The sequence below is a fragment of the Vibrio sp. TMPB1044 genome (assembly GCF_030442075.1).
GTDB lineage: Bacteria > Pseudomonadota > Gammaproteobacteria > Enterobacterales > Vibrionaceae > Vibrio > Vibrio satsumensis.
In genome coordinates this window covers 275,118-300,575 of the sequence record NZ_JAUJED010000078.1, presented here as the reverse complement: position 1 = coordinate 300,575, position 25,458 = coordinate 275,118, and the positions used below count along the sequence as shown (strand labels likewise).

The window sequence follows — 25,458 nt, the reverse complement described above, 5'->3', positions numbered from 1 at the left end:
TTTATCTACATATCGCAAACTTGATGAATCGCATATTACACGGTATCTTCAAAAGATAACTTTTAACAAAACATCAACATGGAGTGTGGATGTGAGTAGGTTGTTATTATTTATCTGGGTATCGCTATTTAGCCAATTATCCTACGCATTAGAACTGTCCCCATTAAGCAATAAGCCTTACATGGGCGACTTAGATGTGCTCAAAGCCAAAGGAACGGTTAGAGTGCTAGTTTCTGCCGATCTTGGTTTCTATTACATCGAGGATGGTAAGCCAAAAGGCATCGTGGCAGAAATGCTCTACCACTTTGAAAAAAGCCTTCGTAAGAAACACCCCTACCTCAATGTTCAAATCATCCCCGTACAACGAGATGATCTACTTCCCTCTTTAGAATCTGGCTATGGAGATGTCGCTGTTGCTAACCTGACGATCACCGACAAGCGCTTACAAATCATCGATTTTTCCAATCCAATGATTAAAGATGGGAAAGAATTGATTATCACCGGCAAGAACTCAGAGCCGATCACCGAGATCAAGCAATTGAGCGGCAAAGAGGTATGGATCCGTGCAAGCTCGAGTTACTTCGAGAGTGTACAAAGAGTCAATAAAGAGCTTAACGAATTAGGTTTACCACCACTGCATGTCCACTTCATTGAAGAATCACTGCAAGACTACGAGCTGATAGAGCTAGTCAACCAAGGTTATATTCAGGGCACAATTCTGGACAGCCATAAAGCAAAGCTGTGGACCGACGTAATGGAAAACATTCAAGTGCATCATGATTTGCCTTTACGTGAAAATGGCCAAATAGCATGGGCATTGAGAAAAAACAGCCCTCAGTTAAAGAAAGAAATAAACAAATACGTCAAGACTGCACGAACAGGCACCCTACTTGGAAATGTTATCTATCAGAAATACATCGACAACACTCGCTGGTTAGGTAGAGCACTCAACCCAAATAAAATAGACCGAGTGGCTAAGCTGTCAGATGTCTTTGAAAAGTATTCGAGTAAATACGAATTTGACCCTTTGATGATGTCTGCACAAGGTTTCCAAGAATCTGGATTGGATCAAAGCAGAGTTTCTCATCGTGGCGCTATTGGGGTGATGCAGGTACTGCCAAGTACCGCTAAAGACAAAAACGTCAACATTAAAAACATACATAAGGTGGATAACAATATCCATGCGGGTGTGAAATACATGCGCTTCATTAAGGACAGATATTTTGACGACCCTGCCATTACGCCAGACAACCAAATCTACTTCACTTTGGCTTCTTACAATGCAGGTCCAGCTAAGATCAGAAAGATGAGGCGCATTGCCAAGCAGAAAGGTTACAACCCAAACATCTGGTTTAAAAACGTAGAGATCATCACTCGCAAATACGTGAGTAAAGAACCGGTAACCTATGTCGCCAACATCAACCGTTATTTTGTAATCTATAAGCAGTTACAAGCTATCAATGCCATCCGAGAGGACGGTACAGCGAGATTACTAAAAACCAACGATTAGTTTGTCTTCAATCCCAAAAGCCTGAGGAACAAAGGCACTAGGGGAAGATAAAAACACAAAAGCCGCATAAGAAAACTTATGCGGCTTTTGCTTATCAAATTCAGAGAAAGCTTACATAGCGAACTATATCACGAGAGCTACATCACAAAACACTATTGAGTGAATTTTCATCAAGTACTTTCAATAAGCTGTAGGACGCCCCTAAAAACTGGTTTAATTTTTAGCGAAGCCTTGTCTCCAAGTTATCGTTTTCCATAAGGATAACAAGCATTTTCCGCCAAAAAGATACTAAGATTTGCGTGAGATCACATTTGATTTTAATGCTCACTCCACCCAACCAAAACAAGATCCAGGTCACATTCTTTATTCCTGAAAGTCGTAACCTGAAGTTAACCCATGAGGGATACAACAGAGGAAAACTTCTATGAAAATGAACATCACTGGTAAAAACATCGACATTACCTCTGCAATCCGTGATCACATAGAAAGCAAATTTAAAAAGCTGGATAAATGGCAAGTAGACATCATTGGCTGCCAAGCGAGCTTTAGCGAAGAACCAAATAAGAAGAAAAAATTTGAAGCAGTACTAACCGTACCAAAAGGCCAACTTGTTGCTTCATCAATCCATGACGACCTCTACGTTGCTATCAACGAAGTAGAACAAAAACTAGAGCGTCAACTCAACAAGCTACGCCATAAACCAGAAGCGCGCCGCGCTGAAAAGCCTGAAATCGAAGAGCTAGAAGCTGAAGTAGAATAAGGAAAGATAACAAATTAAAAAATAGCGCCTCAGGGCGCTATTTTTTTGCTTGACGCTCGTAGCTCGCTTGCTTATTGTGTTTAAACATTCATAAAACAATCACTTTTTATGCAAACTCAATCTTTGTTTATTTTTGACTTCTTTTTTCTTCCGTAAATCGGAGGCTAAGTCGTTTTAGAAAAACAAGTCAAAAACGAACAAGAAGCCTCCCACACTAGGGAGGCTTTTTTATAAGGACACATTTATGACTGACCGCTCAATTTCACTGGATGATATCCGCCTTCGTCTTAATGATTTAGATGACGAACTACTGAAGCTACTTTCAGAACGTCGCAAGCTAAGCATCGAAGTTGCTAAAAGCAAGGTAGAAACATCAAAGCCAGTTCGTGATGCAGTAAGAGAACAACAACTGTTGGTTAAACTGATTAACAACGGTAAAGATAAATACGAATTGGATGCTCAGTACATTACCAAGCTGTTTCACACTATCATTGAAGATTCAGTCCTACTGCAACAGTCATACCTACAAAACCTCGCGAATCCGCAAAGCCGTAAACCATTGGCTCGCGTTGCATTCTTAGGTTCTAAAGGGTCCTACTCTCATCTTGCGAGCCGTGAATATTTCAGCCGTAAGAATATGGAATTGATTGAATTAAACTGCAACCACTTCAAAGAAGTAGCGTCGACGGTAGAGTCGGGCCACGCTGATTACGGTGTGTTACCTATTGAGAACACCAGCTCAGGTTCGATTAACGAAGTGTATGACCTACTTCAACACACCACGCTTTATATCGTTGGTGAGCTATCTCAGCCGATTGAACACTGCCTAGTGGCGAAAAACGATATTCGTTTAGAAGACATCAAAACGCTCTATTCCCACCCACAACCTCATCAGCAATGCAGTGAGTTCTTGAGCCGCCTTAAGGGTGTCAGCCTTGAGTCTTGCGCAAGCACGGCTGATGCAATGAAAAAGGTTAAAGAGCTGGATGGAAATGACGTAGCAGCTATTGGTAACGCATCGAGCGGTAAGCTTTATGGGCTTCAGCCAATTCAAGGCAACATTGCAAACCAAACAGAGAACCACACGCGTTTCATCGTTGTAGCACGTAAGCCGGTTGAAGTATCGACTCAAATTCCAGCAAAAACGACACTGATTATGTCGACATCTCAAGAGGCGGGTTCTTTGGTAGAGACACTACTGATCCTGCAACGCTTGGGCATCAACATGACCAAGCTGGAATCTCGCCCAATAATGGGTAACCCTTGGGAAGAGATGTTCTATGTCGATTTAGAAGCACACCTGGATTCAGATAATATGCAGCAAGCGATAACGGAACTAACAGCTATTACTCGCCATTTAAAAGTCCTTGGTTGCTACCCAAGTGAAAACATCAAAGCGACTCAAGTTAAGTTGTCATAGCTGAGAGTGAGTATCAGCTTCTAGCCAACATAAGTATTTGGCCTACAGTAGGCCAAATACTTAAATCACCATCTAGTCGAGTACTATTCGAGCTAAGAACACTTCCCCTAGCATGCCTGCAACACAATTCACTTGTTTCGTAAATTCTGCACAATTATCTCCCTCCACCACTTACACCTATCTAATAAAAAAACATTAATGGCCTTTTTATCAATAAAGACAAAACCTTACCGCCTTCACAGGAAATCATCGAACTGTGTGTAATTAATAGCGAGTAAGCATTAAGTAACATAAACTTACGCGCTTAAATTATAAATAGTGTTGTCATTAACTATGAAGCTAAGTACTAAAATCTTGCTGCTGATAACTCCTGTGATACTGTTCAGTACCGCTGCTTCTAGCTATATTATTTATTCGACGCAGAAAAGCAGTTTCATCAAACGCGAAGACAACGCACTTCAGCTCAACATGGAAAAGTTAGCTGGGTACTTTCGACAGTCTCGCTCATTCCTCAATAGCTACTCTTACACCTTGACCCAAAGTGATATGGTAAAGCGTTACTTTCTCACTGAACAAAACCTATCTCACGATCTTGAACTGGTAAGTAATCTTCAAGAAGCCATACATTTTCTGCAAGATGATGATGAAAGTTATACTGGTTTAGCACTTTTAAATGGTGAACGAAAATTGCGCTATTATGCGGATAATAGCAACGATTCACGCTCTCAGATTGACAAGAAAATATTAGAATATGTTGACCAGTACTATCGAGATACCCAAGCAATCTCAGGTACCAAATATATTCAAAACTCTCAAGGCGAAGGGATGTTGGTTCATTATGAGAAGGTAGACAGAAAAGCGACTTTTCCAACCGAAAATAATCAACTAAACGATACGTTCTTTGTGGTTGTGTCAGTCTCTCTCGACAAGTTTAATACTTTGAGAAAACAGATAGAATTCGACTATCAAACAAGCTTATTTTTCACCTCGGTAGCGGTTTCTCTAGAAAATGATGTCACCCACTCAGTCAAACTTGCGCCAGAGCTGTATGCCACGGTAGACCCAGCTCAGTTCCTATTAGAAAACAAACTCGACTCTATTTGGAACAAGCTGAGTGTCTCATTTGTACTATCTGCGTTTGTTACTGTCGCTCTGCTACTCATGCTTTTGTCTCGCAGCGTGATAACTCCGATAACGCGACTCGATCGACAATTACAGCAAGTAGAAAAAAAACAACGTAAGAACATTGAACGCTTGGGCACTCGTGATGAGCTTGGCCGTCTATCACAGCGTTTTTATGACATGTACCAAGAACTAGATAACACCTACCAACAAACCAAGCTTTTGGCCGAGAATGATCAGTTAACCCAAATCGCCAATAGGCATCAATTTCAAACCTTCGTTCAGCAATCATTGCCCAAGCCTAGCTCGAATACCGAAACCTGGGTTCTCTACTTTGACCTAGATAACTTCAAGTTTGTGAACGACAAATATGGACATCAAATCGGCGACTCCATTCTGGTCAGTTTTGCTCAGCGTATTTCCGATATTTGTAGCCACTATAAAACAGAATTTGACGCTCATTGTATGCCAGCCCGACTTTCTGGAGACGAGTTCGTTGTGTACATTAACGCCCCTACTCGCCAAGGGAATATCGCGCATAGATTCTCTGAGAGCTTACTGACGCCACTACAAAAAGGTTTTATCACAGAATCAGGGAGCTTTCCGATCACGGTCAGTATTGGTATTGCGACCTACCCCAACGATGGCCACTCCATCGAAAAGCTACTGTCGAACGCTGATACCGCGATGTATCAAGCCAAACGCGCAGGTAAAAACCAATTTGCTGACTATTCACGAGATTTAGACAAAGCGATTCAACGCCAAGCAAACATTGAACGCGCACTCAGAGACAAGAACTTTGATGATGAATTTAGACTCGTTTATATGCCGTACATGGATTCAACAGGAACCCATGTTATTGGTGTTGAGGTGTTATTACGTTGGAATTCGGAGCAACTAGGCTTGGTTCCACCTGATGAATTCATTCCAATTGCCGAGCAAACAGGATTATTCGATCAGGTTGATCAGTGGGTCATTCAGAACGCATTTGCTTCTTTTCATCGACTTCAAGCTCAATTTGATCACTCAATTCAGTTATCGATTAACTTATCTTCTGCTGGGATTGAAACGACTGATCTTGCTGACTTCATCAAAGAGCACGCCGATTTAAATCGAATTCCACCAAGTTTGATTGATTTTGAAATTACTGAAACCTTTTACTCTAACTCTGAAGGTTTTCCGCTGCTTAACGAACTGTCATGCATGGGTTATCGACTGGCGATTGATGACTTTGGTTCCGGTTACACCTCTATCACTCAACTGGTGCAGTATCCAACTCAGAAAATTAAATTGGATAAAGCGTTTTTGGATACCTTAATTGAGACAGATAACCAGAACATCGTAAAACCAGTTATCGGGTTGTGTCATGCTCAGGGGAAAAAGGTCACCGCCGAAGGGATTGAAACTCAAGACATGCACCAGTGGTTACAGGATGCACAGTGCGATATGCTGCAAGGCTATTACTTTGGTAAACCCATGCCATTAGAAGAGTTGAGTGACTGGTACCGACAACATCAACTCAATCTAATCGACAACAAAAAGAATCCGACACATGAAATCTGTAATCATCGCATCGCTGAACCCAGCTAAAATTAACGCCGTTAAAAGTGCGTTCTTATCTGCTTTTCCTGATACTGAATTTGATTTCAAAGGCATCAGCGTCCCTAGTGGTGTCGCCGATCAACCGATGAGCAATGATGAAACCTATCAAGGTGCCGTGAATCGTGTTCACAACGCAACTCAAGCTCAGCCTGATGCAGACTTCTATGTTGGTCTAGAAGCGGGAATAGAAACAAACGTCACCTTTGCTTGGATGGTGATCGAAGCGAATGGTCAACGTGGCGAGTCTCGTTCAGCAAGCCTGATGTTGCCACCAGCCGTGCTTGAAAAGTTAGAGCATGCAAACGAATTAGGGGATGTGATGGATGAAGTGTTTGGTACCGATAACATCAAACAGAAAGGTGGCGCCATTGGCTTACTAACACATAACCAACTGTCACGCAGTTCGGTTTATCATCAAGCTTTAATTCTAGCGCTGATCCCATTTGTGAATCCTGAGCACTTTCCTATTTAGTGCTTCGTTAAACTTAGAAAGGTTCTGAAAATAATCTTCAGAAACAAAAAACGCTAACATTCAGTTAGCGTTTTTTATCGAATTCGTATTCGCACTATCTAGTGATAGCCTAATTCCGTTATTACTTTAGCAATAGATCGGCGATCACTGCTTTCTCTTGTTCAGACTTGGCCTTTAGCTCATTTGAGCCTCTGGTTATCGTTGCCACGCCTACTCCCAGCATTTGACTTACTTGCCGTTGAGACATATCGCCTTTCATCAACTCACAAAAAATATTAATTCGAGCAACCAAAGCATCTCGCTCGTCAGGTGTCATCATCATGGTCAACAACAATTCGTGCTGATCTTTTTCGACAGCCGTCTTTACCAAGTCCATCAGTTGTTGCCAATTATCATATTCAGGTTGTGATGCCATATCTCTACACTTACTTTTAAATTCTGACTTTAAAGAGTCGCTTAACGATTGAAAGCGTTTAACACTTTATACCGAAACACTTGATGCGATCCAATGTAAAAAGGCAGTCAGTGGAAATGGTTCGCACTCACTGCCTTTCATATTACTCAGATTAAGACAAAATACCGAAGCCTTAGTATTTCATTTTTGCCTCATGGGGAGCTAAAAACGTTCCCTGCTCACCCAAGATATCTCGATAGTAGGTCTCAAACATCAAGATATTTTGAACGTAACCGCGAGTCTCTTTGAATGGGATCATTTCGATAAAAGCATACGCATCTAGCTTTTCATCACTGCGTGATCGCCACTGTTTGACACGACTAGGACCAGCATTATAAGCAGCAAACGCAAAGATACGGTTATTATCATATTGAGCCAATAAACCATCTAAATAGTGGCTACCAATCTCAATGTTCTTGCCGACATCATAAAGGTCATCGCTGCCCTGGTACTTAATCTGATGCTTCTTCGCTGTATATTGAGCCGTCTTCGGCATGATTTGCATGATACCGCGCGCGCCAACAGGAGAACGAGCTTCTGAGTCCATGGCACTCTCTTGTCTTGCTAAAGACATCAAAGTAATTGGATCGAGATCGTGCTTCTCGGCGTAGAAATTAAACCACCACTTATGAGCAACAGGAAAACGTAGCGCAATGTTATCCCACATCTTCGCCGAGATGCTCGCTGTTACTGTAAAGTGATTCCAACGCTGCGTCGCGGCATGAGCCGCAAGCATTGATTTCTGATCTTTGTCAGCATTAGTTAACAACCAACGCCATTCACTCTTCGCTGCCGCTATTTTATCTCGGTCAATCAGCTCGCCGATTCGAACCAAAGAAGTGGCGAATGGCTTGACTGTTTCAGCATTGTATTTGAGTGTCGATGTTGGGTATTGAACCGGCTTACCTAACTGCTTAGCCGCAGCCACACTGTAGAAGTTACGCTTCCCTAAAATATCTGACAGTCGCTTATTGCCTTTATCAGTGTCGCCCGTCGCGATTTCAGCTCTGCCCTGCCAATATTGCCAACGAAGCGAAGCCTGATGTTTATCATCCAAGCGCGCTATCCACTCTTTCAGGCCCGTCCAATCGGCATGCTGAATCGCTAAGCGAGCACGTCGCTCCAGCAGAACTTGCTTTGATGAACTCGCGAGCATTTTGTCTCGCCACACCATCAACTCTTCAGAGTCGGTGTTGATCAGACGAAACGTTAGATAATCGGCTAGCTCTTGAGATTTCTCTTTCGAAAATTTCTGAGCTTTGATGATATCATCAAACACCTCTTGAGCGCTGCTTGATGACTTCCTTGCTAACTTCTCGAAAGCAAACTCGGTTTGCGCTTGGTAGAATTCATTTGCTGGGTGCTTCTTAGCAAACGCGAGTACATTTTCAGGCTTGTTGTACAACGCCTTCATCTGCTTAGCTTGAGTAATTGACTCATCATGCTCCAATTGCTTAATCAAATAGCTCATTAACTTACCGTTACGGCTCTCGAACGCTAACAGCATTCTATCCAGAATCAGCTCATCGGTTCTTAGCCCGGCTTGATCCCAGCTTTGAAATAGAGGGTCACAAGCGTCATCAATACCACTACCACTCAACCAAAGTTGCTTAGCCCCTTTAAAAGCAAGCTCTTGGTTGCCTTGCTCGTAATGCGCTCGGTAGTAGATACATTGATATTTTTCACCAACAGGCTCTTGGGTTTGAAACTCAAGGATCGTTTCCCACTGTTTTTGAGCCGCCAATAAATCTAAATAAGGCGCACGCATACGATTGGAAAACGGCAGTGCTTTATTCTCTTCAATAAAGGCATCCACTTCAGCAGGTGTGCGATCACCTAAGCCTAATAAGAAGGCGCGATAATCAGTGTAAGGCGTTAACGGATATGTTTGAATTTTTTTACGCAGCGCGGAGTAAGCTTCTAGATCACGGTTGTCTAAAACCTCTTGCGCTCTGTCATAAACATCACGCTGCATTTCAAGCTCAGATGCGTTGCTAGCCATAGCCATCTGAGCCAGTGAAAATGAAGACAAAATTGCCGATGCAGCGACAGCAATTTTCGTATTACCAATGCGGAAAAACATTCGCTCTTTCCTTAGTGCGTGTATGAATACGTGAAATCTATTTACGCCCGACATCACATCAAATGTAAAGGATTTGAGTGTAAATATTATTAATATTTAACACTTCGCCTCAGAAGCTTATTAAATATAGTTTTAATGACCAATGTGACAATAATAGGTAAGGATTCGTTCAAGAATGGCTTTTCTGTCCTAGGAGTAACATCTTTGGGGATATTGGTATAAAATAGACGACAATTTTGAACAATAAATTAGGATCGATCGGCAATGGCTGAATACGTATATACCATGTCTCGGGTGAGCAAAACTGTTCCACCTAAGCGTCAAATTCTTAAAGACATTTCTCTTAGCTTTTTTCCTGGCGCTAAAATCGGTGTTTTGGGTCTAAATGGTTCAGGTAAATCTACCCTACTACGTATCATGGCTGGCATTGATACTGATATTGATGGTGAAGCTCGTGCACAACAAGGTCTTAAAGTCGGTTACCTACCGCAAGAGCCTGTACTAGACGAATCAAAAACAGTGCGTGAAATCGTAGAAGAAGCGGTTTCTGATGTTGCAGACGCGCTTAAGCGTATCGACGCAGTCTACGCAGCTTACGCAGAACCAGATGCAGATTTTGACGCTCTTGCTAAAGAACAAGGCGAGCTTGAAGCGCTGATCCAAGCAAAAGACGGCCACAACCTAGAGACAGCTCTAGAGCGCGCAGCTGACGCACTTCGCCTTCCTGAGTGGGATGCGAAAATTGAATTCCTATCAGGTGGTGAACGTCGTCGTGTTGCGATCTGTCGTCTACTTCTAGAGAAGCCAGACATGCTGCTTCTTGATGAACCAACCAACCACTTGGATGCAGAATCAGTAGCATGGCTTGAGCACTTCCTAGTAGATTACAGCGGTACTGTTGTGGCGATTACCCACGACCGTTACTTCCTAGACAACGCTGCAGGCTGGATTCTAGAACTTGACCGTGGTGAAGGTATCCCATGGGAAGGTAACTACACGTCTTGGCTAGAACAGAAAGACGAGCGTCTTAAGCAAGAAAAAGCGGGCGAAAGCGCACGTCAAAAGACAATCGAGAAAGAACTTGAATGGGTTCGTCAAAACCCTAAAGGCCGTCAAGCTAAGTCTAAAGCTCGTATGGCTCGTTTTGAAGAACTGACTACTGGCCAATACCAGAAGCGTAACGAAACCAACGAACTGTTCATCCCGCCAGGTGAGCGTTTAGGTGACAAAGTTCTTGAAGTGAACAACCTAACTAAATCGTTTGGTGATCGCGTTCTTATCGACGACCTATCGTTCAGCATGCCTAAGGGCGCTATCGTTGGTATCGTTGGTGCCAACGGTGCGGGTAAATCAACACTATTCAAGATGCTAAGCGGTGCAGAACAACCAGATTCAGGTTCGGTTGTACTAGGTGAAACTGTTAAGCTTGCTTCTGTTGATCAGTTCCGTGACAGCATGGACGACACTAAGACAGTATTCCAAGAGATCTCTGAAGGCGCTGATATCATTAAGATCAACAACTTCGAAATCCCTGCGCGTGCTTACTGTTCTCGTTTCAACTTTAAAGGCAACGACCAACAGAAGATCATCGGTGAGCTTTCTGGTGGTGAGCGTAACCGTGTTCACTTAGCAAAACTGCTAAAAGCGGGCGGTAACGTACTGCTACTCGATGAGCCTACCAACGACCTTGACGTTGAAACGCTACGTGCTCTTGAAGAAGCACTGCTTGAGTTCCCTGGCTGTGCAATGGTTATCTCGCACGACCGTTGGTTCCTAGACCGTATTGCGACCCATATCTTAGACTACCGTGATGAAGGTCAAGTTAACTTCTACGAAGGTAACTATACTGAGTACACTGAGTGGCTTAAGCAAACTCTAGGCGCGCAAGCGGCAGAACCGCACCGTATCAAGTACAAGCGTATCGCTAAGTAAATTAGCTTGTATTTTGAACAAAGGCCGCGATAATAGCGGCCTTTGATATATCTGGCTTACGTGTTACGCATCGATATAGAGAGATTACTTATGGTTGAAAGACGTCAATTTTCAAGAGTTATTTATCAAGTCCCGACTGAGATCTCACAAGGACAAGTAAATGTTTCAGGCTCAGTGCAAGACTTATCACTCCATGGTTTACTCATTCAATGCAATGAATCAAAACAACTTAGCCATGATGTCCCTGTTCAAGTGAGCTTTAAACTCGAAAACAGTGATATCAATATTCAGTTAGCAGCAACGATAGTCTCTACCATCAATACCTCAATGCGTTTACGCATAGAGCATTTAGATATTGATAGTATCAGCCACCTTAAGCGACTTGTTGAGCTTAACGTTGGTGACGATGAACTGCTTTATAGAGAGATTGAACACCTTACCGATTTAGGTAAAGAGTGACATCTCCATTACCCTTTTCTATTAGAAGCATTTAGTTAATACAAAACCATGTCTAAAAAAGTATCAATTACTATTCCCTCTAGTCAGGGGGAGCAGACGTTTTACTTCGGCCGTAAAGTCGTACTCATGTGCACCACTGCGATTTTTTCAGTACCGCTGCTGATTGGCGGAGCTGCGTACATGCACTTCGAGAGTAAACAAGAACTCGCACTGCAAGCGGGTGATGCCCAACAGTTGATTGAAACACTGATTGTTGAAAAAGAACAAACAGAATTTCTTTATGCTGAGCAGGTAGAAACCAACCATTCTCTATCGCAAATACTCACCGAGAAAGAAGGCACGATTCAGCTGCTTGGTAAGCGTGTATTTGATGTGGAATCAGTACTTGGTCTTGCAGATGAAGAGCTGCTTACCGATGATGTTTCTCTAGAAGATCGCATTGATGCGGCTGCAGTCGATTCAGCAGTAAGAGCCACGATGTTCCGGTTGATTCCAAACGATAGTCCAATGGCTTATCAACGTATCTCTTCTTCTTATGGTAGTCGCACTAACCCTATTTCAGGTAAACGCCACGTACATACTGGTATCGATCTAACATGTAAGCGTGGTGAAGATATTGTAGCGCCCGCAGATGGAGTCATTGAAACGGTGCGCCCAAGTAAAAAAGGCTTCGGTAACTTTATTACTATGCGTCACTCGTTTGGTTTCATGAGTTCTTATGCGCACCTACAGAAGTTCAAAGTACGTAGCGGTCAGTTTGTTAGTAAAGGCGATGTGATTGCGAGCTGTGGTAACTCAGGTAACTCAACCGGCCCACACTTACATTATGAAGTACGCTTCCTTGGTCGTTCATTGAACCCTCAATACTTGATGGATTGGACACCTGAGAACTTCAACTACGTATTCGAAAAAGAGAAAAAGGTTAAGTGGGGCCCGCTGGTTCAACTGATTGATAATGTGGTTCGCTTACAGATAAACCTGACGAACGTGCCTTACATTAGCTCGACCATCGACACTGTATCGAGTGAAGATAGCAAGAAACCTATTACGACTAACTAGACACGGCTAACTAGAACCTGTTGATTGGCCTATGATGATCTAATTGCTTTTAGCCTACAGTAGGCCAAATGCTTTCATAGCGTTCAGCACAAACAAAAAGAGCGACCATCAGGTCGCTCTTTTTTATGATTTCAAATCGTATTAACCACGATGAATCGAGTCATGTGCTTGTTTTAAAAGACTTTGGCTCTCTTGCAAGAATTGTTGTGAGTAGTCACCAAACCAATCACTCACTTGGTTGAAACTCTCAACAAACTTGGCTTTATCTTTGCCATCTAGGATTTCTAGCGCTTCTCCGAAACAGCTATGGAAGCGTCGAATCATCTCAATATTCTCATCCGAAGAGAGAATAATGTCACCATACAAGTTCGGGTCTTGAGCAAACAGACGACCAACCATCGCAATCTCAAGTCGGTAGATTGGCGAGCTAAGCTTCAGAAGTTGGTCGATGTTCGGATTCTCTTTACTTAAGTGTAAGCCGTAAGCAAAAGAGGTGAAGTGACGAAGTGCTTGAATCAGTGTCATGCCGTGATCGTGTTCAGCAGCATCCATCTGACAAAGACTCGCGCCCCAAATACCAAATTGATTCAGTAGCCATTGATAGCTTTCAGAACCACGACCATCACTGTAAACAATCACCTGCTTAGCAAGGCTTGGAACATCAGGGCCAAACATTGGGTGCAATCCAACCACTGGGCCTTGGTGCATGTTCATCATTGCTTGCAGAGGTTTAGATTTAATTGACGTCAAATCACATAGAATACAATCACTTGGTAGGCTACCTAGCTTTGCAATTACACCTTCAGTCAAATGAATTGGAACGGTCACCACCACAAGACCAGCATTATCTAAGATCTCATCAGCTCTATCCCAATCTTGGCTGCCAAGGATTTTCACTTCGTAGCCAGAAAGCTTAAACATACGGCCAAACAAGCCACCAAGTTGACCATTACCACCAACGATAACCACTGAACGCAATTCTGGGTTAAGGCACTTAAAACCAGAATCTTTTTCGCTGGCATAAGACTCACGCATAGTACGACGCAAAATATCTTCGATTAACTGTGGTGGGACCCCTATTTTCTCGGCTTCTTGACGACGAGATGCCAGCATTGCAGCTTCACGCTCTGGTACATAAATAGGTAAACCATGTTCACTTTTTACTTCGCCTACTTTCTCTACTAGAGCAAGGCGTTGAGCCAGTAAATCCAACATTTGTTTATCGACAGCATCGATTTGGTCGCGTAATTCGTTCAGTTCAACGGCCATTTTATTCCTTACTAATCTATAAGCCCGTGCCAATCTATAAGCCCACAATCACGCAGGTTCGTTAGCAACAGATCTTAAAATGCCCCATTAGATGAGGCACTTAAATCTAAAACTCTGACTAACCTTTCAAGCGGTTCTCTAAGAACGGGACTAATTCCGTATGTGCATGTTTCAATAGTGCCTCAGTTGAATCCCAATTGATACACGCGTCGGTAATAGAAACGCCGTATTTCATCTCATTGAGAGGTATATCCGAAGATTGGTTTCCTTCGTTAATATGGCTTTCAATCATAAGGCCGATAATCGACTTGTTGCCTTCACGAATTTGGTGAATCACATCTTCTGCAACTAGAGGTTGGCGACGGAAATCTTTACGAGAGTTAGCGTGGCTACAGTCGACCATTAGCGCAGCCTCTAAGCCAGATTTACCCAACTCTTGCTCACATTCGTGTACCGATACTGAATCGTAGTTCGTCTGCTTACCGCCACGTAAAATCACGTGACCATTTGGGTTACCTTGCGTTGTTAGTAGTGCAACTTGACCTTCGCGGCTGATACCCATGAAACGGTGGCTAGAAGAAGCAGCTTGCATTGCATTGATTGCAGTGCCTAGGTTGCCATCGGTACCGTTTTTAAAACCGATTGGCATTGAAAGACCACTTGCCATCTCACGGTGAGTTTGCGATTCGGTCGTACGAGCTCCGATTGCCGCCCAGCTGAATGTATCTGCTAGGTATTGAGGGCTGATTGGATCTAATGCTTCAGTCGCTAGTGGGATTTCCATCTCAGCGAGTTCAACAAGTAGCTCACGGCCAACATGCAGACCATGCTCAATATCGAAAGTGCCGTCTAGATGCGGGTCATTGATCAAACCTTTCCAACCCACAGTGGTTCGAGGCTTCTCAAAGTAAACACGCATAACAATATACAGTTGATCGCTAAGTTGCTCAGATAAGGCTTTTAGGCGTTTCGCGTACTCTTTCGCAGCTTCAATGTCATGGATAGAACATGGGCCACATACAACAAGCATGCGATGATCTTTCTTATGAATGATGTTTGCGATAGTTTGACGAGACTCTTGAATGAAACGACGAGCATTATCACTCAAAGGCAGTTTTGCTTTTAACTCCTCAGGAGTAATCAGTACCTGTTCGTCGATGATATTGACATTGCTTAATTCACTTTTCTGCATAACTCAACCTGTATATTTATTTTTACACCCAACATTTCCATTTGGGCTAACAATCTTTAAAAACACAATAACAGCTAAAAAGACGATTGCAAGTGTAAACAATAAAAAACATTATGTGTAAATTTAAATTTACACGCTAACTTTAACTCACTCTGAGATATAAATAGGTTTAAACCACGGTTCACACATACAAAAAAGGCGATATTTATCATATCGCCTTATCTAAAATTATTATGTGTTTATTTATCACTCACTGCCTAGCATTCGTTTAATCGTCTCTGAGGTCGCTTTCCACCTAGCATCTGAGTGAAGCGTCGACAAATCAAAACTGTGTTTTTTAAGCAATGAGTTGGCTAAAGGCACCTCTTGAATCGCTAAGTGATCAAGAGCTTCAATTTGTGCATCTCGTTTATTACACATCAATATCATGTCACAACCCGCATTCAAGGCCGCTTTTGCTCTGTCGGCTGGTCCGCCCATAATAGCAGCACCTTCCATGGTTAAGTCGTCCGAGAATATTAGGCCTTTAAAGCCAAGTTTTTGTCTCAAGACTTTCTGTAGCCAATACTGAGAGCCACTTGCTGGTTGCTCATCATAATGAGAGAACACCACATGTGCAGGCATCATGGCATCCAATATTCCGGCTTCAATTTGCGCCTTGAAGATTGCCATGTCTGTTTCAAAGATATCGTCTCTAGGGTCATATGGCGTCTCTAAGTGTGAGTCAGCAATTACGCCACCATGTCCAGGGAAGTGCTTTCCTGTTGTAGCCATACCAACCGACTTCATGCCTTTGATGAAAGCGCTGCTATGACGAACAATGGTATCAATATCTTCACCAAACGCTCGGCTACCAATCGCTTTGCAGTCGTGACCTTTATCTAATACCGGTGCAAAACTCAGATCGATATCATGGGCAATCAATTCCGCCGCCATCAGCCAGCCGGCCTGTTCTGCTAACTGCTCACCATTATTCTTAGTCGCAAATTCCTGAGCAGCTGGGATAATTGAAAAGCCGTCACGAAAACGCTGTACTCGTCCGCCTTCTTGGTCAACGCCGATTAAAATAGGACGTTTTGCAACTTTGCGAATCTCTTTATTTAACGCCGATAACTGTTTGCTATCGTGGTAGTTTCGAGCAAATAAGATGAGACCACCAACGGTTGGGTGCTCCAAAATTTCTCTGTCTTCAGCTGTCAGCTCGTAGCCTGCAACATCAACCCACAACGGTCCCATATTTATCCCTTATTAAACCTAATTTCGTAAACTTCCCGAGATTATTCTCTTTAAATTTGCTTTACAATGTTTTTAAACCAATCTGTGGAAGACTTTAGGAATGCAGCGCAAGAGCTTAGGAATGGATCATAAAGAACTGTATATCGGTGTGATGTCAGGCACGAGTATGGACGGTGTTGATACTGCCTTAGTTTCGATTGAAGATACGCAAATCACATTGCTTGCTCATGATGAGTTCCCTATGCCTGATGACCTCAAAGCGCGTCTGCTGGAGGTTTGTATTGGTCAGAAAACGGATTTGATTGCTATTGGTGAGCTAGACCACCAGCTTGGCCATCTGTTTGCTGATGCGGTTCTACAACTTCTCGACAAGTCAGACACACCTGCATCTTCTGTGACTGCGATTGGTAATCATGGCCAAACAGTGTTTCATCAGCCAACAGGCGAATCTCCATTTACCATGCAGCTGGGTGATGCCAACATCATTGCCGCTAAAACACAGATTCAAACCGTCGCTGACTTCAGACGTAAAGACATGGCATTAGGCGGACAAGGTGCACCGTTAGTCCCCGCCTTCCACCATACAATTTTCCACCCGCAAGACAGCTCGGTTGTGGTGTTGAATATTGGTGGTATCTCGAATATTTCAGTGCTGCGCCCGAATCAGCCAACACTTGGTTATGATACAGGCCCAGGGAATATGTTGATGGACGCTTGGGTTGATAAACACACGGGCGAGAAGTTTGACCGTGATGCGCAATTCGCACTTAAAGGTCAACTCAATCAAGCCTTGCTCGAACAGCTGTTAAATGAATCTTATCTATCTCAAATGCCACCGAAAAGTACCGGCAGAGAGCTGTTCAACCTACCCTGGCTAGAGCAACAGCTTACAGAATTTAAAGATCTTACGGCAGAAGATGTTCAGTGCACGCTTTGTGAATACACCGCATTGACGATAGCCAATGAAGTGAAAGCTTATCGCTTGGGTAACCAACCTGCACTGTATGTGTGTGGCGGTGGTACAAGAAACCCATTGTTGATGAAGAGATTGTCCGAACTGCTTCCAAGTTGGGATGTTGACTCAACAACCAGTAAAGGCGTTGATGCCGATTACATGGAAGCGATGGCTTTTGCGTGGCTTGCTCAACGTCATGTTCATCAACTGCCAAGCAATTTGCCAGAAGTGACTGGCGCAAGCAGAGCGGCCTCTCTAGGCGTTCTCTATCGTGCTGACTAAACCATTTTAGAACCATCATTTTAGAATCACCATTTAAGGATCATTATGAGTAACGACGCTCTCATATCAGCGCTCTCGCACCTCGTTTCGGAGGGGAGAAACCCTGATACTATGGATATTGATCTGCTCACCTCTCTCGAAGTGGTTGAAAAGATTAACCAACAAGACAAACAAGTCCCACTGGCGATTGAAGCGGAACTGCCGCAGATCGCGAAAGCGGTAGATAAAATTGCTCATGCCTTTCAAAACGGTGGTCGACTGATTTATATGGGCGCAGGCACCAGTGGTCGATTAGGTGTGTTAGACGCATCAGAATGCCCGCCGACTTTCGGCGTCTCAGACAAGATGGTTATCGGCCTAATCGCTGGCGGACCAGAGGCGATTTTAAAAGCTAAAGAAGGCGCAGAAGACTCGCTAACTCTCGGTATTGAAAATCTGAAAGCGATTCAATTTTCAGAAAATGATGTCGTGGTGGGTATAGCTGCCAGTGGTCGCACACCTTACGTGATTGGTGCACTCAACTATGCCAATCAACTTGGCGCGGTGACCGTTGCATTGTCTTGTAACCCTGACTCTCCAATTGCTGAAATCGCTCAAATCGCAATTAGCCCGGTGGTTGGCCCAGAAGCATTGACTGGTTCAACACGCCTCAAATCAGGTACAGCACAAAAGCTGGTGCTTAATATGCTGACGACTGCCAGCATGATTCGCATTGGTAAAAGCTACCAAAATCTGATGGTCGACGTAAAAGCAACCAATGAAAAGTTGGTTGCCCGCGCTGCTCGTATCGTTATCCAAGCAACTGAGTGCGACAAAGCACTGGCAGTCTCGACACTTAAAACGACTGATTACGATGTGAAGTTGTCTATTTTGATGATTCTAACAGGGCTAGATTTAGAATTGGCCAAGGCTCAGCTTGATAAGCAAAATGGCTTCTTGAGAAAAGCAGTCGAGAATAATCAATAGTCTGCTTCTGCTGTTGACTGTTACTATCGCTACATACAAAAAGACCAGTGCACATGCGGTACTGGTCTGTTTTAGTTTTAATTTTTTATCGCTAGCTTGGGCTTAATAGTCGTTTGAGAACTCATCCCAGCCACGTTGCCATTCCATACGGAAACGTTGAGCGTCTTCCGTACCAGAACACACGCCTTCATACACCTGACCAGATAAACCAATCTGATAAGCATGGTTCGGATTACAATATTCAGCCACACCTAGGTGGTAACCTTCTGTGTAACTCGCTTGATCGACTGCGCCAAGCTCAGTCATCTCTGAATACGAACGTTGAGTGTGGCCTTTGATACCATCACGATAGCCAATCTCTTGCCAATTGCCTTCAGCTGCTAAATCTTGAACATTGGCGCTGCATCCTGCAAGGCTAAATGCCACGGCGAATAGTGCGATTATTTTTTTCATTTCAGTCCTTTATATTTACCTAGCCACTTCCTGACGAAGCGTTGCATTTGTGGTGATTCTCCGCTGAACACTGGCTGATGTCCACTTATGTCTGTTATCTGCCACTGATATCTATTGGTTACCGCTTAAAGCTGATAAATCGCCACTTACCAGAAGCAAGACACATCTCAACATGAATAACCAACCGCTCTGCAAACGTAACAAACCACTCAATCAGTTATAACACCACTTAATTGACTATTCGACCACTCACTCTCATAGCGGAAGTTTCTTCTCATACACTCCTCTAATATACACCCTGACTTAATTAATACATTCAGGGATAACAAATTATGATGTGGTTTCTTACCTGTGTTGCAGCACTCATTGGTGGCTACTTTATTTACGGTGCCTTTATCGAGAAAATTTTCGGTATCAATGAAAAGCGTCAAACACCCGCTCACACTAAGCAAGATGGCGTGGACTACGTTCCAATGTCGACGCCAAAGGTTTACCTAGTTCAGCTGCTTAACATTGCAGGTGTCGGTCCAATCTTCGGCCCTATCATGGGTGCCCTTTATGGTCCGGCAGCGATGCTTTGGATCGTGCTAGGTTGTATCTTCGCAGGTGCGGTACACGACTATTTCTCAGGTATGTTATCTATCCGTAACGGCGGTGCTTCAGTTCCAACCATCACTGGACGTTACCTAGGCAATGGCGCAAAACACTTTATGAACATCTTTGCCATTGTTCTACTGCTTCTAGTTGGTGTCGTATTCGTATCTGCTCCTGCAGGCATGATCACTAACCTAGTGAACGACCAAACTGATTTCGCGATGTCTGTAACAACCATGGTTGTTATCATATTTGCTTACTACATCATCGCAACGATTGTCCCTGTCGATAAAATCATTGGTCGCTTCTACCCACTGTTCGGTGCACTACTTATCTTTATGTCTGTTGGCCTAATCACTGCGATTGGTCTATCTGACGAGCACCAAATCATGGGCGGCTTCGAGATGAAAGACATGTTCACTAACATGAACCCGAATGACCTACCACTTTGGCCAGCTCTATTCATCACTATCGCTTGTGGTGCAATCTCTGGCTTCCACGCAACTCAGTCTCCTTTAATGGCGCGTTGTATGGAAAACGAGAAGAACGGTCGCTTCGTATTCTACGGTGCAATGATTGGTGAAGGTATCATTGCTCTAATCTGGTGCGCACTTGCGCTATCATTCTTCGGCTCTGTTGAGTCTTTGTCTGACGCGATTGCAAACGGTGGTCCAGGTAACGTGGTATACAGCGCTTCATTTGGTCTACTGGGTGTATTCGGTGGTATCCTTGCTTTCCTTGGCGTGGTTATTCTACCAATCACTTCTGGTGACACGGCGTTCCGCTCAAGCCGTCTTATCCTTGCTGAATACTTCAACATGGAGCAGAAAACACTGCGTAACCGCCTACTGATGGCTCTACCACTGTTCGTTATCGGTGGTATCCTGACTCAAGTAGATTTCGGTATCATCTGGCGTTACTTCGGTTTTGCTAACCAATCAACAGCAGTAATGATGCTATGGACAGCTTCGGCTTACCTACTTCGTCACAATAAACTGCACTGGGTAACAACGGTTCCAGCTATCTTCATGACATCTGTGTGTATCACATTCATTCTGAACAACAGCCAACTAGGCTTCGGTCTACCAATGCAAATCTCAACCATCATCGGTGTGGTGAGTGCATTCGGTATTGCGGCTTACGTTATCAAAATTTCAAAAGGCAAAGGCGATATCGACCTTGCTGATGAAGAAGAAAAAGAAGCAAAAGGCGTAACCAAAACCGCCTAGCTCTTTCAGGATATTGATAAAAAGAGACAAGTCTTCATAGAGAGACAAAAGAACAAGCCAAACACACTTCGCTTGCTCCCGTAATCACCCAGTGATTCTTGGAAATTAAGACTAAAGCCCGTCCACCGTGATGGGCTTTACTGTATCTCAATATTGGCATCTCAGCCTGAGAAGCAATGACCGCTCGATATAACCAACGAAAACACAAGCAAAGCTACCGTTACCACGCAATGAGCTTTACACTTAACAAGCGTCTCAATAGGTGAAAATATGGAACTCATTCTCTCTCTACTGCAACAAACCTGTGTCTACTTAGTGATTGCTTATATGCTAAGTAAAACCCCATTGATTCTGCCTTTGTTGAGCATATCTTCACGCTTAAGCCATAAAGTCAGCTGTTATGTTCTGTTTTCTCTGTTCTGTATTATGGGTACCTATTTCGGACTGCAGATTAATGACGCGATAGCCAACACTCGTGCGATGGGTGCGGTTATGGGGGGTCTGTTTGGCGGCCCTGTGGTTGGCTTTGCCGTCGGCTTTACTGGCGGTATTCACCGTTACTCATTAGGCGGTTTCACAGACTTGGCTTGTGCTATTTCGACCACAGCAGAAGGCTTGATTGGTGGCCTATTGCACGTTTACTTAGTCAGAAAGAACAAAGCCAGCCAACTGTTTAACCCGTTGGTGGTTTTCTCGGTAACCCTGTTTGCAGAGATCATTCAAATGCTGATTCTACTGGCGGTCGCAAAACCCTTCGAACAGTCCTACGCTCTGGTCTCTGATATTGCTGCGCCAATGATCATTGCTAACTCAGTCGGTGCAGCGCTGTTCATGAGCATCATCCAAGACAGGAAAACCATCTTCGAAAAATACTCGGCTACCTTCTCACGCCGCGCATTAACCATCGCAGAGCGTTCGGTAGGTATTTTGCATGGTGGGTTCAATTCCGATAACGCACAAAAAATCGTACGTATCGTTTATGAAGAGACCAATGTTGGTGCGGTAGCGATTACCGACAGAGAAAAAATTCTCGCGTTCGTCGGCATTGGTGATGAACACCATATTCCAAATACCCCAATTTCATCACAAAGCACACTCACTTCGATGGAACAGAACGACATCATCTACCTTGATGGTAAAGAGAACCCATACCAATGCTCCTTGTCGCAGGATTGTAAATTGGGCTCAGCTCTGATTATTCCACTCCGCGCGGGTAACGAAGTGGTCGGCACCATTAAACTGTATGAGCCAAAGCTAAAACTATTCTCGACCATCAATATGTCGATGGGTGAAGGTATCGCTCAGCTATTATCGAGCCAGATCCTATTTAGCAACTATCAGCAACAACAGACGCTACTGACACAAGCGGAAATCAAGCTGCTGCACGCTCAGGTTAACCCACACTTCTTGTTCAATGCGCTTAACACCATCAGCGCAGTAACACGCCGTGACCCAGATAAAGCTCGAGAGTTGATTCAGCACCTATCTCACTTCTTTAGAAGCAACCTAAAGCAGAACATCAACACCGTGAAGCTCAAAGACGAGCTGGCACACGTCAACGCTTACCTGACCATAGAGAAAGCACGCTTTACCGATCGACTAGAAGTGGAATGGGATATCGACCCGCAGTTGTATGAATCTCAATTGCCGAGCTTTACCCTGCAACCGCTGGTAGAAAACGCCATCAAACATGGGATTTCAAACATGTTGGAAGGCGGCAAAGTGAAGATCTATAGCGAAGCTTTCGAGGGTGGATTCAAGTTAACCGTTGAAGACAACGCGGGTAATTATCAGAAGCCATCTCAAGATCACGTAGGATTAGGTATGGAAATTGTTGACAAACGACTCACTAATTTCTTTGGACAAGATTCAGCACTAAAAATAGAATCTCAGCCACAGCAATTTACTCGAATGAGCTTTATCATACCTATACTAAAATAATGGTATTTTCGGAGACAAATCGCTCCGAGTTGAAACAATTAGAAGCAGACATTTAAAAGATAAGCGTGAATCAAGCAGGGATAGAACCAAGATGAAGATTGTAGGATGTTAAAGGCATTAGTTGTCGATGATGAGCTTTTTGCTCGCGAAGAACTGATTGAGCTGCTAACCGAAACCGGTGAAGTGGAAATCATTGGCCAAGCGAGTAACGCGATCGAAGGACTGAAACAGATCAATCTACTCAAGCCTGATGTCGTGTATTTGGATATCCAAATGCCGCAGGTTACCGGGATTGAACTGTTAAGCATGCTTGACCCAGACACCATGCCTTACGTGGTATTCGTTACCGCCTACGACCAATATGCGATTCAAGCCTTTGAAGATAACGCATTTGATTACCTACTTAAGCCAGTCGAGCCTTGTCGATTAAACAAGAGCGTTTGTCGTCTAAATAAAGTCATCAAACAAAACCAGAAAGCACCAGAACAGAACATCTCAGCGATTGCTCCCTGCCACTTAGAGCAGATTCCGTGTATTGGTCATAACCGCATTGTGATCATGGCAAGCCAAACGGTCGAGTGCGCCTATTCCGATATCAGTGGTGTGCATGTTCGTAGCTCATCGCAAACCGCGACCTCACAGTTAACGCTAAAGATCTTGGAAGAAAAAACCGATTTGATCCGCTGTCATCGCCAATATTTGATCAACATAAAATCGATCCAAGAGATCAAACTGCTAGAGAATGGATTAGCGGAGATCATTACCCTTACTGGCTTTGAAGTCCCTGTTAGCCGTCGTTACTTAAAGACTTTAAAAGAGCAACTCGGTCTCCAGTAACGAGTTAGAAGTTCGACGCCTTGTTCCAAAGTACGATCAAAAAAGCCAACGTATCAACGTTGGCTTTTTACTGTTTGCGAATCGATCTTGTCACCAATCAATAGCGATTAGTCGACTTGCTTAATCTGCAGCTCTTTCGGCACTTCGAAGAACATGTTCTCTTCACGACCTTGAATCTCTTCAACCTCGGTAGCACCCAGCTCACGAATACGATCTAAGATTTGGTTTACTAACTCTTCAGGAGCAGAAGCACCGGCTGTTACACCGATTTTCTTTTTGCCTTCAACCCACTCGGTTTGAATGTCTTCAGGACAGTCAGTTAGGTAGCCTGGCGTGCCTAGCTTCTCAGCCAGCTCTTTTAGGCGAGTTGAGTTAGATGAGTTCTTAGAACCAACAACAATCACTACATCAACGTCATTCGCCATCTCACGCACGGCGTCTTGACGGTTTTGAGTCGCATAACAGATGTCGTCTTTACGAGGGCCTTGAATCTCAGGGAATACACGACGCAACTCTTCAATTACATCTGCCGTTTCATCAACAGACAAGGTAGTTTGGCTAACATAGTGCAGGTTACTCGGATCGTTCACCACTAGATTCTGTACGTCCTCTGGTCTTTCAACCAAGTACATACCACCAGTTTGGCTCGCGTACTGACCCATAGTGCCTTCCACTTCAGGGTGACCCGCGTGGCCAATCAGTACTACTTCCATATGTTTGCGGCTCGCACGAGCAACCTCCATATGAACTTTAGTCACCAAAGGACACGTCGCATCGAATACCGTTAACTCACGCTCTTTCGCTTCTTTACGAACCGCTTGAGAAACACCGTGAGCCGAGAAGATCACGATGTTGTCGTCTGGTACTTCACTCAGTTCTTCGACAAAAATAGCACCACGCTGTTTGAGCCCCTCAACAACAAAGCGGTTGTGTACCACTTCATGGCGAACATAGATCGGTGGCTGATACATTTCGAGTGCACGCTCTACGATGCTGATCGCACGATCGACACCGGCACAAAAGCCACGAGGGTTAGCTAACATTATTTTCATTTCATTGCTCATCATTTACCGCGGTACTAAGGTTGTTTCTATAGAGTTCGCCGTCAGCGAGGTTCGCATTCTACAGTGAAGCGCCTAGACAGTGAAGCTCTGGGTGACATCACAGCTGTAAGGCTATCTTGTTCTAGCGTGAAGACAGCTATTCTAACGTTAAGATAGTTATTCTACCGCTAAGATGTTGACGTCAAACGTAACGTCTTGACCAGCAAGTGGGTGGTTAAAATCAACCGTCACTGAATCACCTGCGATGTCAGTAATAATCCCTGGGATTTCCATACCGTCAGGACCAGAGAATGCCATGATAGTGCCCACTTCAACTTCAGAATCGCCAACAAACTTAGCACGATCCATATAGTGAATATGATCAGGGTTTGGCATACCAAACGCGTCTTCTGCTTTCAGTTCGATAGACTTTTCAGTTCCAGCTTCAAGTCCGAGTAAGCACGCTTCAAAGTTCTCACTTAGGCTGCCATCGCCCATGACGAACTTTGCTGGTTTGCCCATATTTTCCGTACTATCGGCAACTGAACCATCCTTCATTTTAATCGTAAAATGTAGAGTTACTGCTGA

Annotated in this window: 21 protein-coding genes and 1 other annotated feature; of the genes, 13 read left to right on the top strand and 8 right to left on the bottom strand. The window is 43.8% G+C overall.

Annotated elements, in window-relative coordinates:
* Positions 1-85 precede the first annotated feature (85 nt).
* The 5 genes from QQ041_RS23590 (at position 86) to yjjX (ending at position 6,886) form a co-directional block, all read left to right on the top strand.
* Positions 86-1,510: a lytic transglycosylase F gene (locus QQ041_RS23590; RefSeq protein WP_353057851.1), complete on the top strand. Its 1,425-nt coding sequence runs from the start codon at positions 86-88 to the stop codon at positions 1,508-1,510.
* A gap of 424 nt (positions 1,511-1,934) precedes the next feature.
* Positions 1,935-2,270 carry a ribosome-associated translation inhibitor RaiA gene (gene raiA / locus QQ041_RS23585; protein WP_004735034.1) on the top strand — a complete coding sequence of 112 codons (336 nt, stop codon included), beginning with the start codon at positions 1,935-1,937 and terminating at the stop codon, positions 2,268-2,270.
* A gap of 110 nt (positions 2,271-2,380) precedes the next feature.
* Positions 2,381-2,502, top strand: a sequence feature (Phe leader region).
* A gap of 12 nt (positions 2,503-2,514) precedes the next feature.
* Positions 2,515-3,690: a prephenate dehydratase gene (gene pheA / locus QQ041_RS23580; RefSeq protein ID WP_060983091.1), complete on the top strand. Its 1,176-nt coding sequence runs from the start codon at positions 2,515-2,517 to the stop codon at positions 3,688-3,690.
* A gap of 333 nt (positions 3,691-4,023) precedes the next feature.
* Positions 4,024-6,402, top strand: coding sequence for a bifunctional diguanylate cyclase/phosphodiesterase (locus tag QQ041_RS23575; RefSeq protein ID WP_285955177.1), 2,379 nt, complete (start codon positions 4,024-4,026; stop codon positions 6,400-6,402).
* Positions 6,365-6,886 carry an inosine/xanthosine triphosphatase gene (gene yjjX / locus QQ041_RS23570; RefSeq protein WP_048606829.1) on the top strand — a complete coding sequence of 174 codons (522 nt, stop codon included), beginning with the start codon at positions 6,365-6,367 and terminating at the stop codon, positions 6,884-6,886. Before QQ041_RS23575 ends, yjjX begins: the two co-directional genes overlap by 38 nt.
* Positions 6,887-7,007: 121 nt before the next feature.
* Here the strand turns inward: yjjX and trpR are convergent, their stop codons facing one another.
* Both trpR and QQ041_RS23560 read right to left on the bottom strand, forming a co-directional pair.
* Positions 7,008-7,301 (bottom strand): trp operon repressor, encoded by a 294-nt coding sequence (gene trpR, locus QQ041_RS23565; RefSeq protein WP_048615039.1) that lies wholly within the window; start codon positions 7,299-7,301, stop codon positions 7,008-7,010.
* A 172-nt stretch (positions 7,302-7,473) separates the two neighbouring features.
* A complete protein-coding gene (locus tag QQ041_RS23560; RefSeq protein ID WP_285955176.1) occupies positions 7,474-9,423 on the bottom strand; it encodes a transglycosylase SLT domain-containing protein in 1,950 nt (649 codons plus the stop codon).
* 264 nt (positions 9,424-9,687) lie between these two features.
* Between QQ041_RS23560 and ettA the strand changes: the two genes are divergently transcribed.
* The 3 genes from ettA to QQ041_RS23545 all read left to right on the top strand — a co-directional run bounded on the left by ettA (position 9,688) and on the right by QQ041_RS23545 (position 12,873).
* A complete protein-coding gene (gene ettA / locus QQ041_RS23555) occupies positions 9,688-11,355 on the top strand; it encodes an energy-dependent translational throttle protein EttA (RefSeq protein WP_017071393.1) in 1,668 nt (555 codons plus the stop codon).
* Positions 11,356-11,445: 90 nt separating this feature from the next.
* Positions 11,446-11,814 (top strand): PilZ domain-containing protein, encoded by a 369-nt coding sequence (locus QQ041_RS23550; protein ID WP_146490569.1) that lies wholly within the window; start codon positions 11,446-11,448, stop codon positions 11,812-11,814.
* A 48-nt stretch (positions 11,815-11,862) separates the two neighbouring features.
* The gene (locus QQ041_RS23545) at positions 11,863-12,873 is read left to right on the top strand and encodes a M23 family metallopeptidase (RefSeq protein ID WP_285955175.1); all 1,011 of its coding nucleotides are present in this window, start codon (positions 11,863-11,865) and stop codon (positions 12,871-12,873) included.
* Between the two features lie 141 nt (positions 12,874-13,014).
* On the opposite strand, the gene tyrA is transcribed toward QQ041_RS23545, so the two are convergent.
* The 3 genes from tyrA to nagZ form a co-directional block, all read right to left on the bottom strand.
* Entirely contained in the window at positions 13,015-14,142 is a 1,128-nt protein-coding gene (gene tyrA, locus QQ041_RS23540; RefSeq protein WP_146490568.1) for a bifunctional chorismate mutase/prephenate dehydrogenase, read from the bottom strand.
* A 118-nt stretch (positions 14,143-14,260) separates the two neighbouring features.
* Positions 14,261-15,334: a 3-deoxy-7-phosphoheptulonate synthase gene (locus tag QQ041_RS23535; RefSeq protein WP_017059354.1), complete on the bottom strand. Its 1,074-nt coding sequence runs from the start codon at positions 15,332-15,334 to the stop codon at positions 14,261-14,263.
* 246 nt (positions 15,335-15,580) lie between these two features.
* Entirely contained in the window at positions 15,581-16,570 is a 990-nt protein-coding gene (gene nagZ / locus QQ041_RS23530) for a beta-N-acetylhexosaminidase (RefSeq protein WP_146490567.1), read from the bottom strand.
* A 121-nt stretch (positions 16,571-16,691) separates the two neighbouring features.
* Between nagZ and QQ041_RS23525 the strand changes: the two genes are divergently transcribed.
* Together QQ041_RS23525 and murQ are read left to right on the top strand one after the other, a co-directional pair.
* Positions 16,692-17,807, top strand: a complete 1,116-nt coding sequence (locus tag QQ041_RS23525; protein ID WP_285955174.1) for an anhydro-N-acetylmuramic acid kinase — start codon at positions 16,692-16,694, stop codon at positions 17,805-17,807.
* A 45-nt stretch (positions 17,808-17,852) separates the two neighbouring features.
* Positions 17,853-18,773 (top strand): N-acetylmuramic acid 6-phosphate etherase, encoded by a 921-nt coding sequence (gene murQ, locus QQ041_RS23520; RefSeq protein WP_285955173.1) that lies wholly within the window; start codon positions 17,853-17,855, stop codon positions 18,771-18,773.
* A gap of 102 nt (positions 18,774-18,875) precedes the next feature.
* Here the strand turns inward: murQ and QQ041_RS23515 are convergent, their stop codons facing one another.
* A complete protein-coding gene (locus QQ041_RS23515) occupies positions 18,876-19,226 on the bottom strand; it encodes a DUF2799 domain-containing protein (protein ID WP_146490564.1) in 351 nt (116 codons plus the stop codon).
* 332 nt (positions 19,227-19,558) lie between these two features.
* Between QQ041_RS23515 and QQ041_RS23510 the strand changes: the two genes are divergently transcribed.
* The 3 genes from QQ041_RS23510 (at position 19,559) to btsR (ending at position 23,827) form a co-directional block, all read left to right on the top strand.
* Positions 19,559-21,049 carry a carbon starvation protein A gene (locus QQ041_RS23510; protein WP_285955172.1) on the top strand — a complete coding sequence of 497 codons (1,491 nt, stop codon included), beginning with the start codon at positions 19,559-19,561 and terminating at the stop codon, positions 21,047-21,049.
* A gap of 270 nt (positions 21,050-21,319) precedes the next feature.
* Positions 21,320-22,990 carry a sensor histidine kinase gene (locus QQ041_RS23505; protein ID WP_146490562.1) on the top strand — a complete coding sequence of 557 codons (1,671 nt, stop codon included), beginning with the start codon at positions 21,320-21,322 and terminating at the stop codon, positions 22,988-22,990.
* 105 nt (positions 22,991-23,095) lie between these two features.
* Positions 23,096-23,827, top strand: a complete 732-nt coding sequence (gene btsR / locus QQ041_RS23500) for a two-component system response regulator BtsR (RefSeq protein ID WP_017106772.1) — start codon at positions 23,096-23,098, stop codon at positions 23,825-23,827.
* Positions 23,828-23,934: 107 nt separating this feature from the next.
* On the opposite strand, the gene ispH is transcribed toward btsR, so the two are convergent.
* Positions 23,935-24,891, bottom strand: coding sequence for a 4-hydroxy-3-methylbut-2-enyl diphosphate reductase (gene ispH, locus QQ041_RS23495; RefSeq protein ID WP_146490579.1), 957 nt, complete (start codon positions 24,889-24,891; stop codon positions 23,935-23,937).
* Between the two features lie 156 nt (positions 24,892-25,047).
* On the bottom strand, positions 25,048-25,458 hold a 411-nt coding region (gene fkpB, locus QQ041_RS23490), incomplete at its 5' end, for an FKBP-type peptidyl-prolyl cis-trans isomerase (RefSeq protein WP_285955171.1).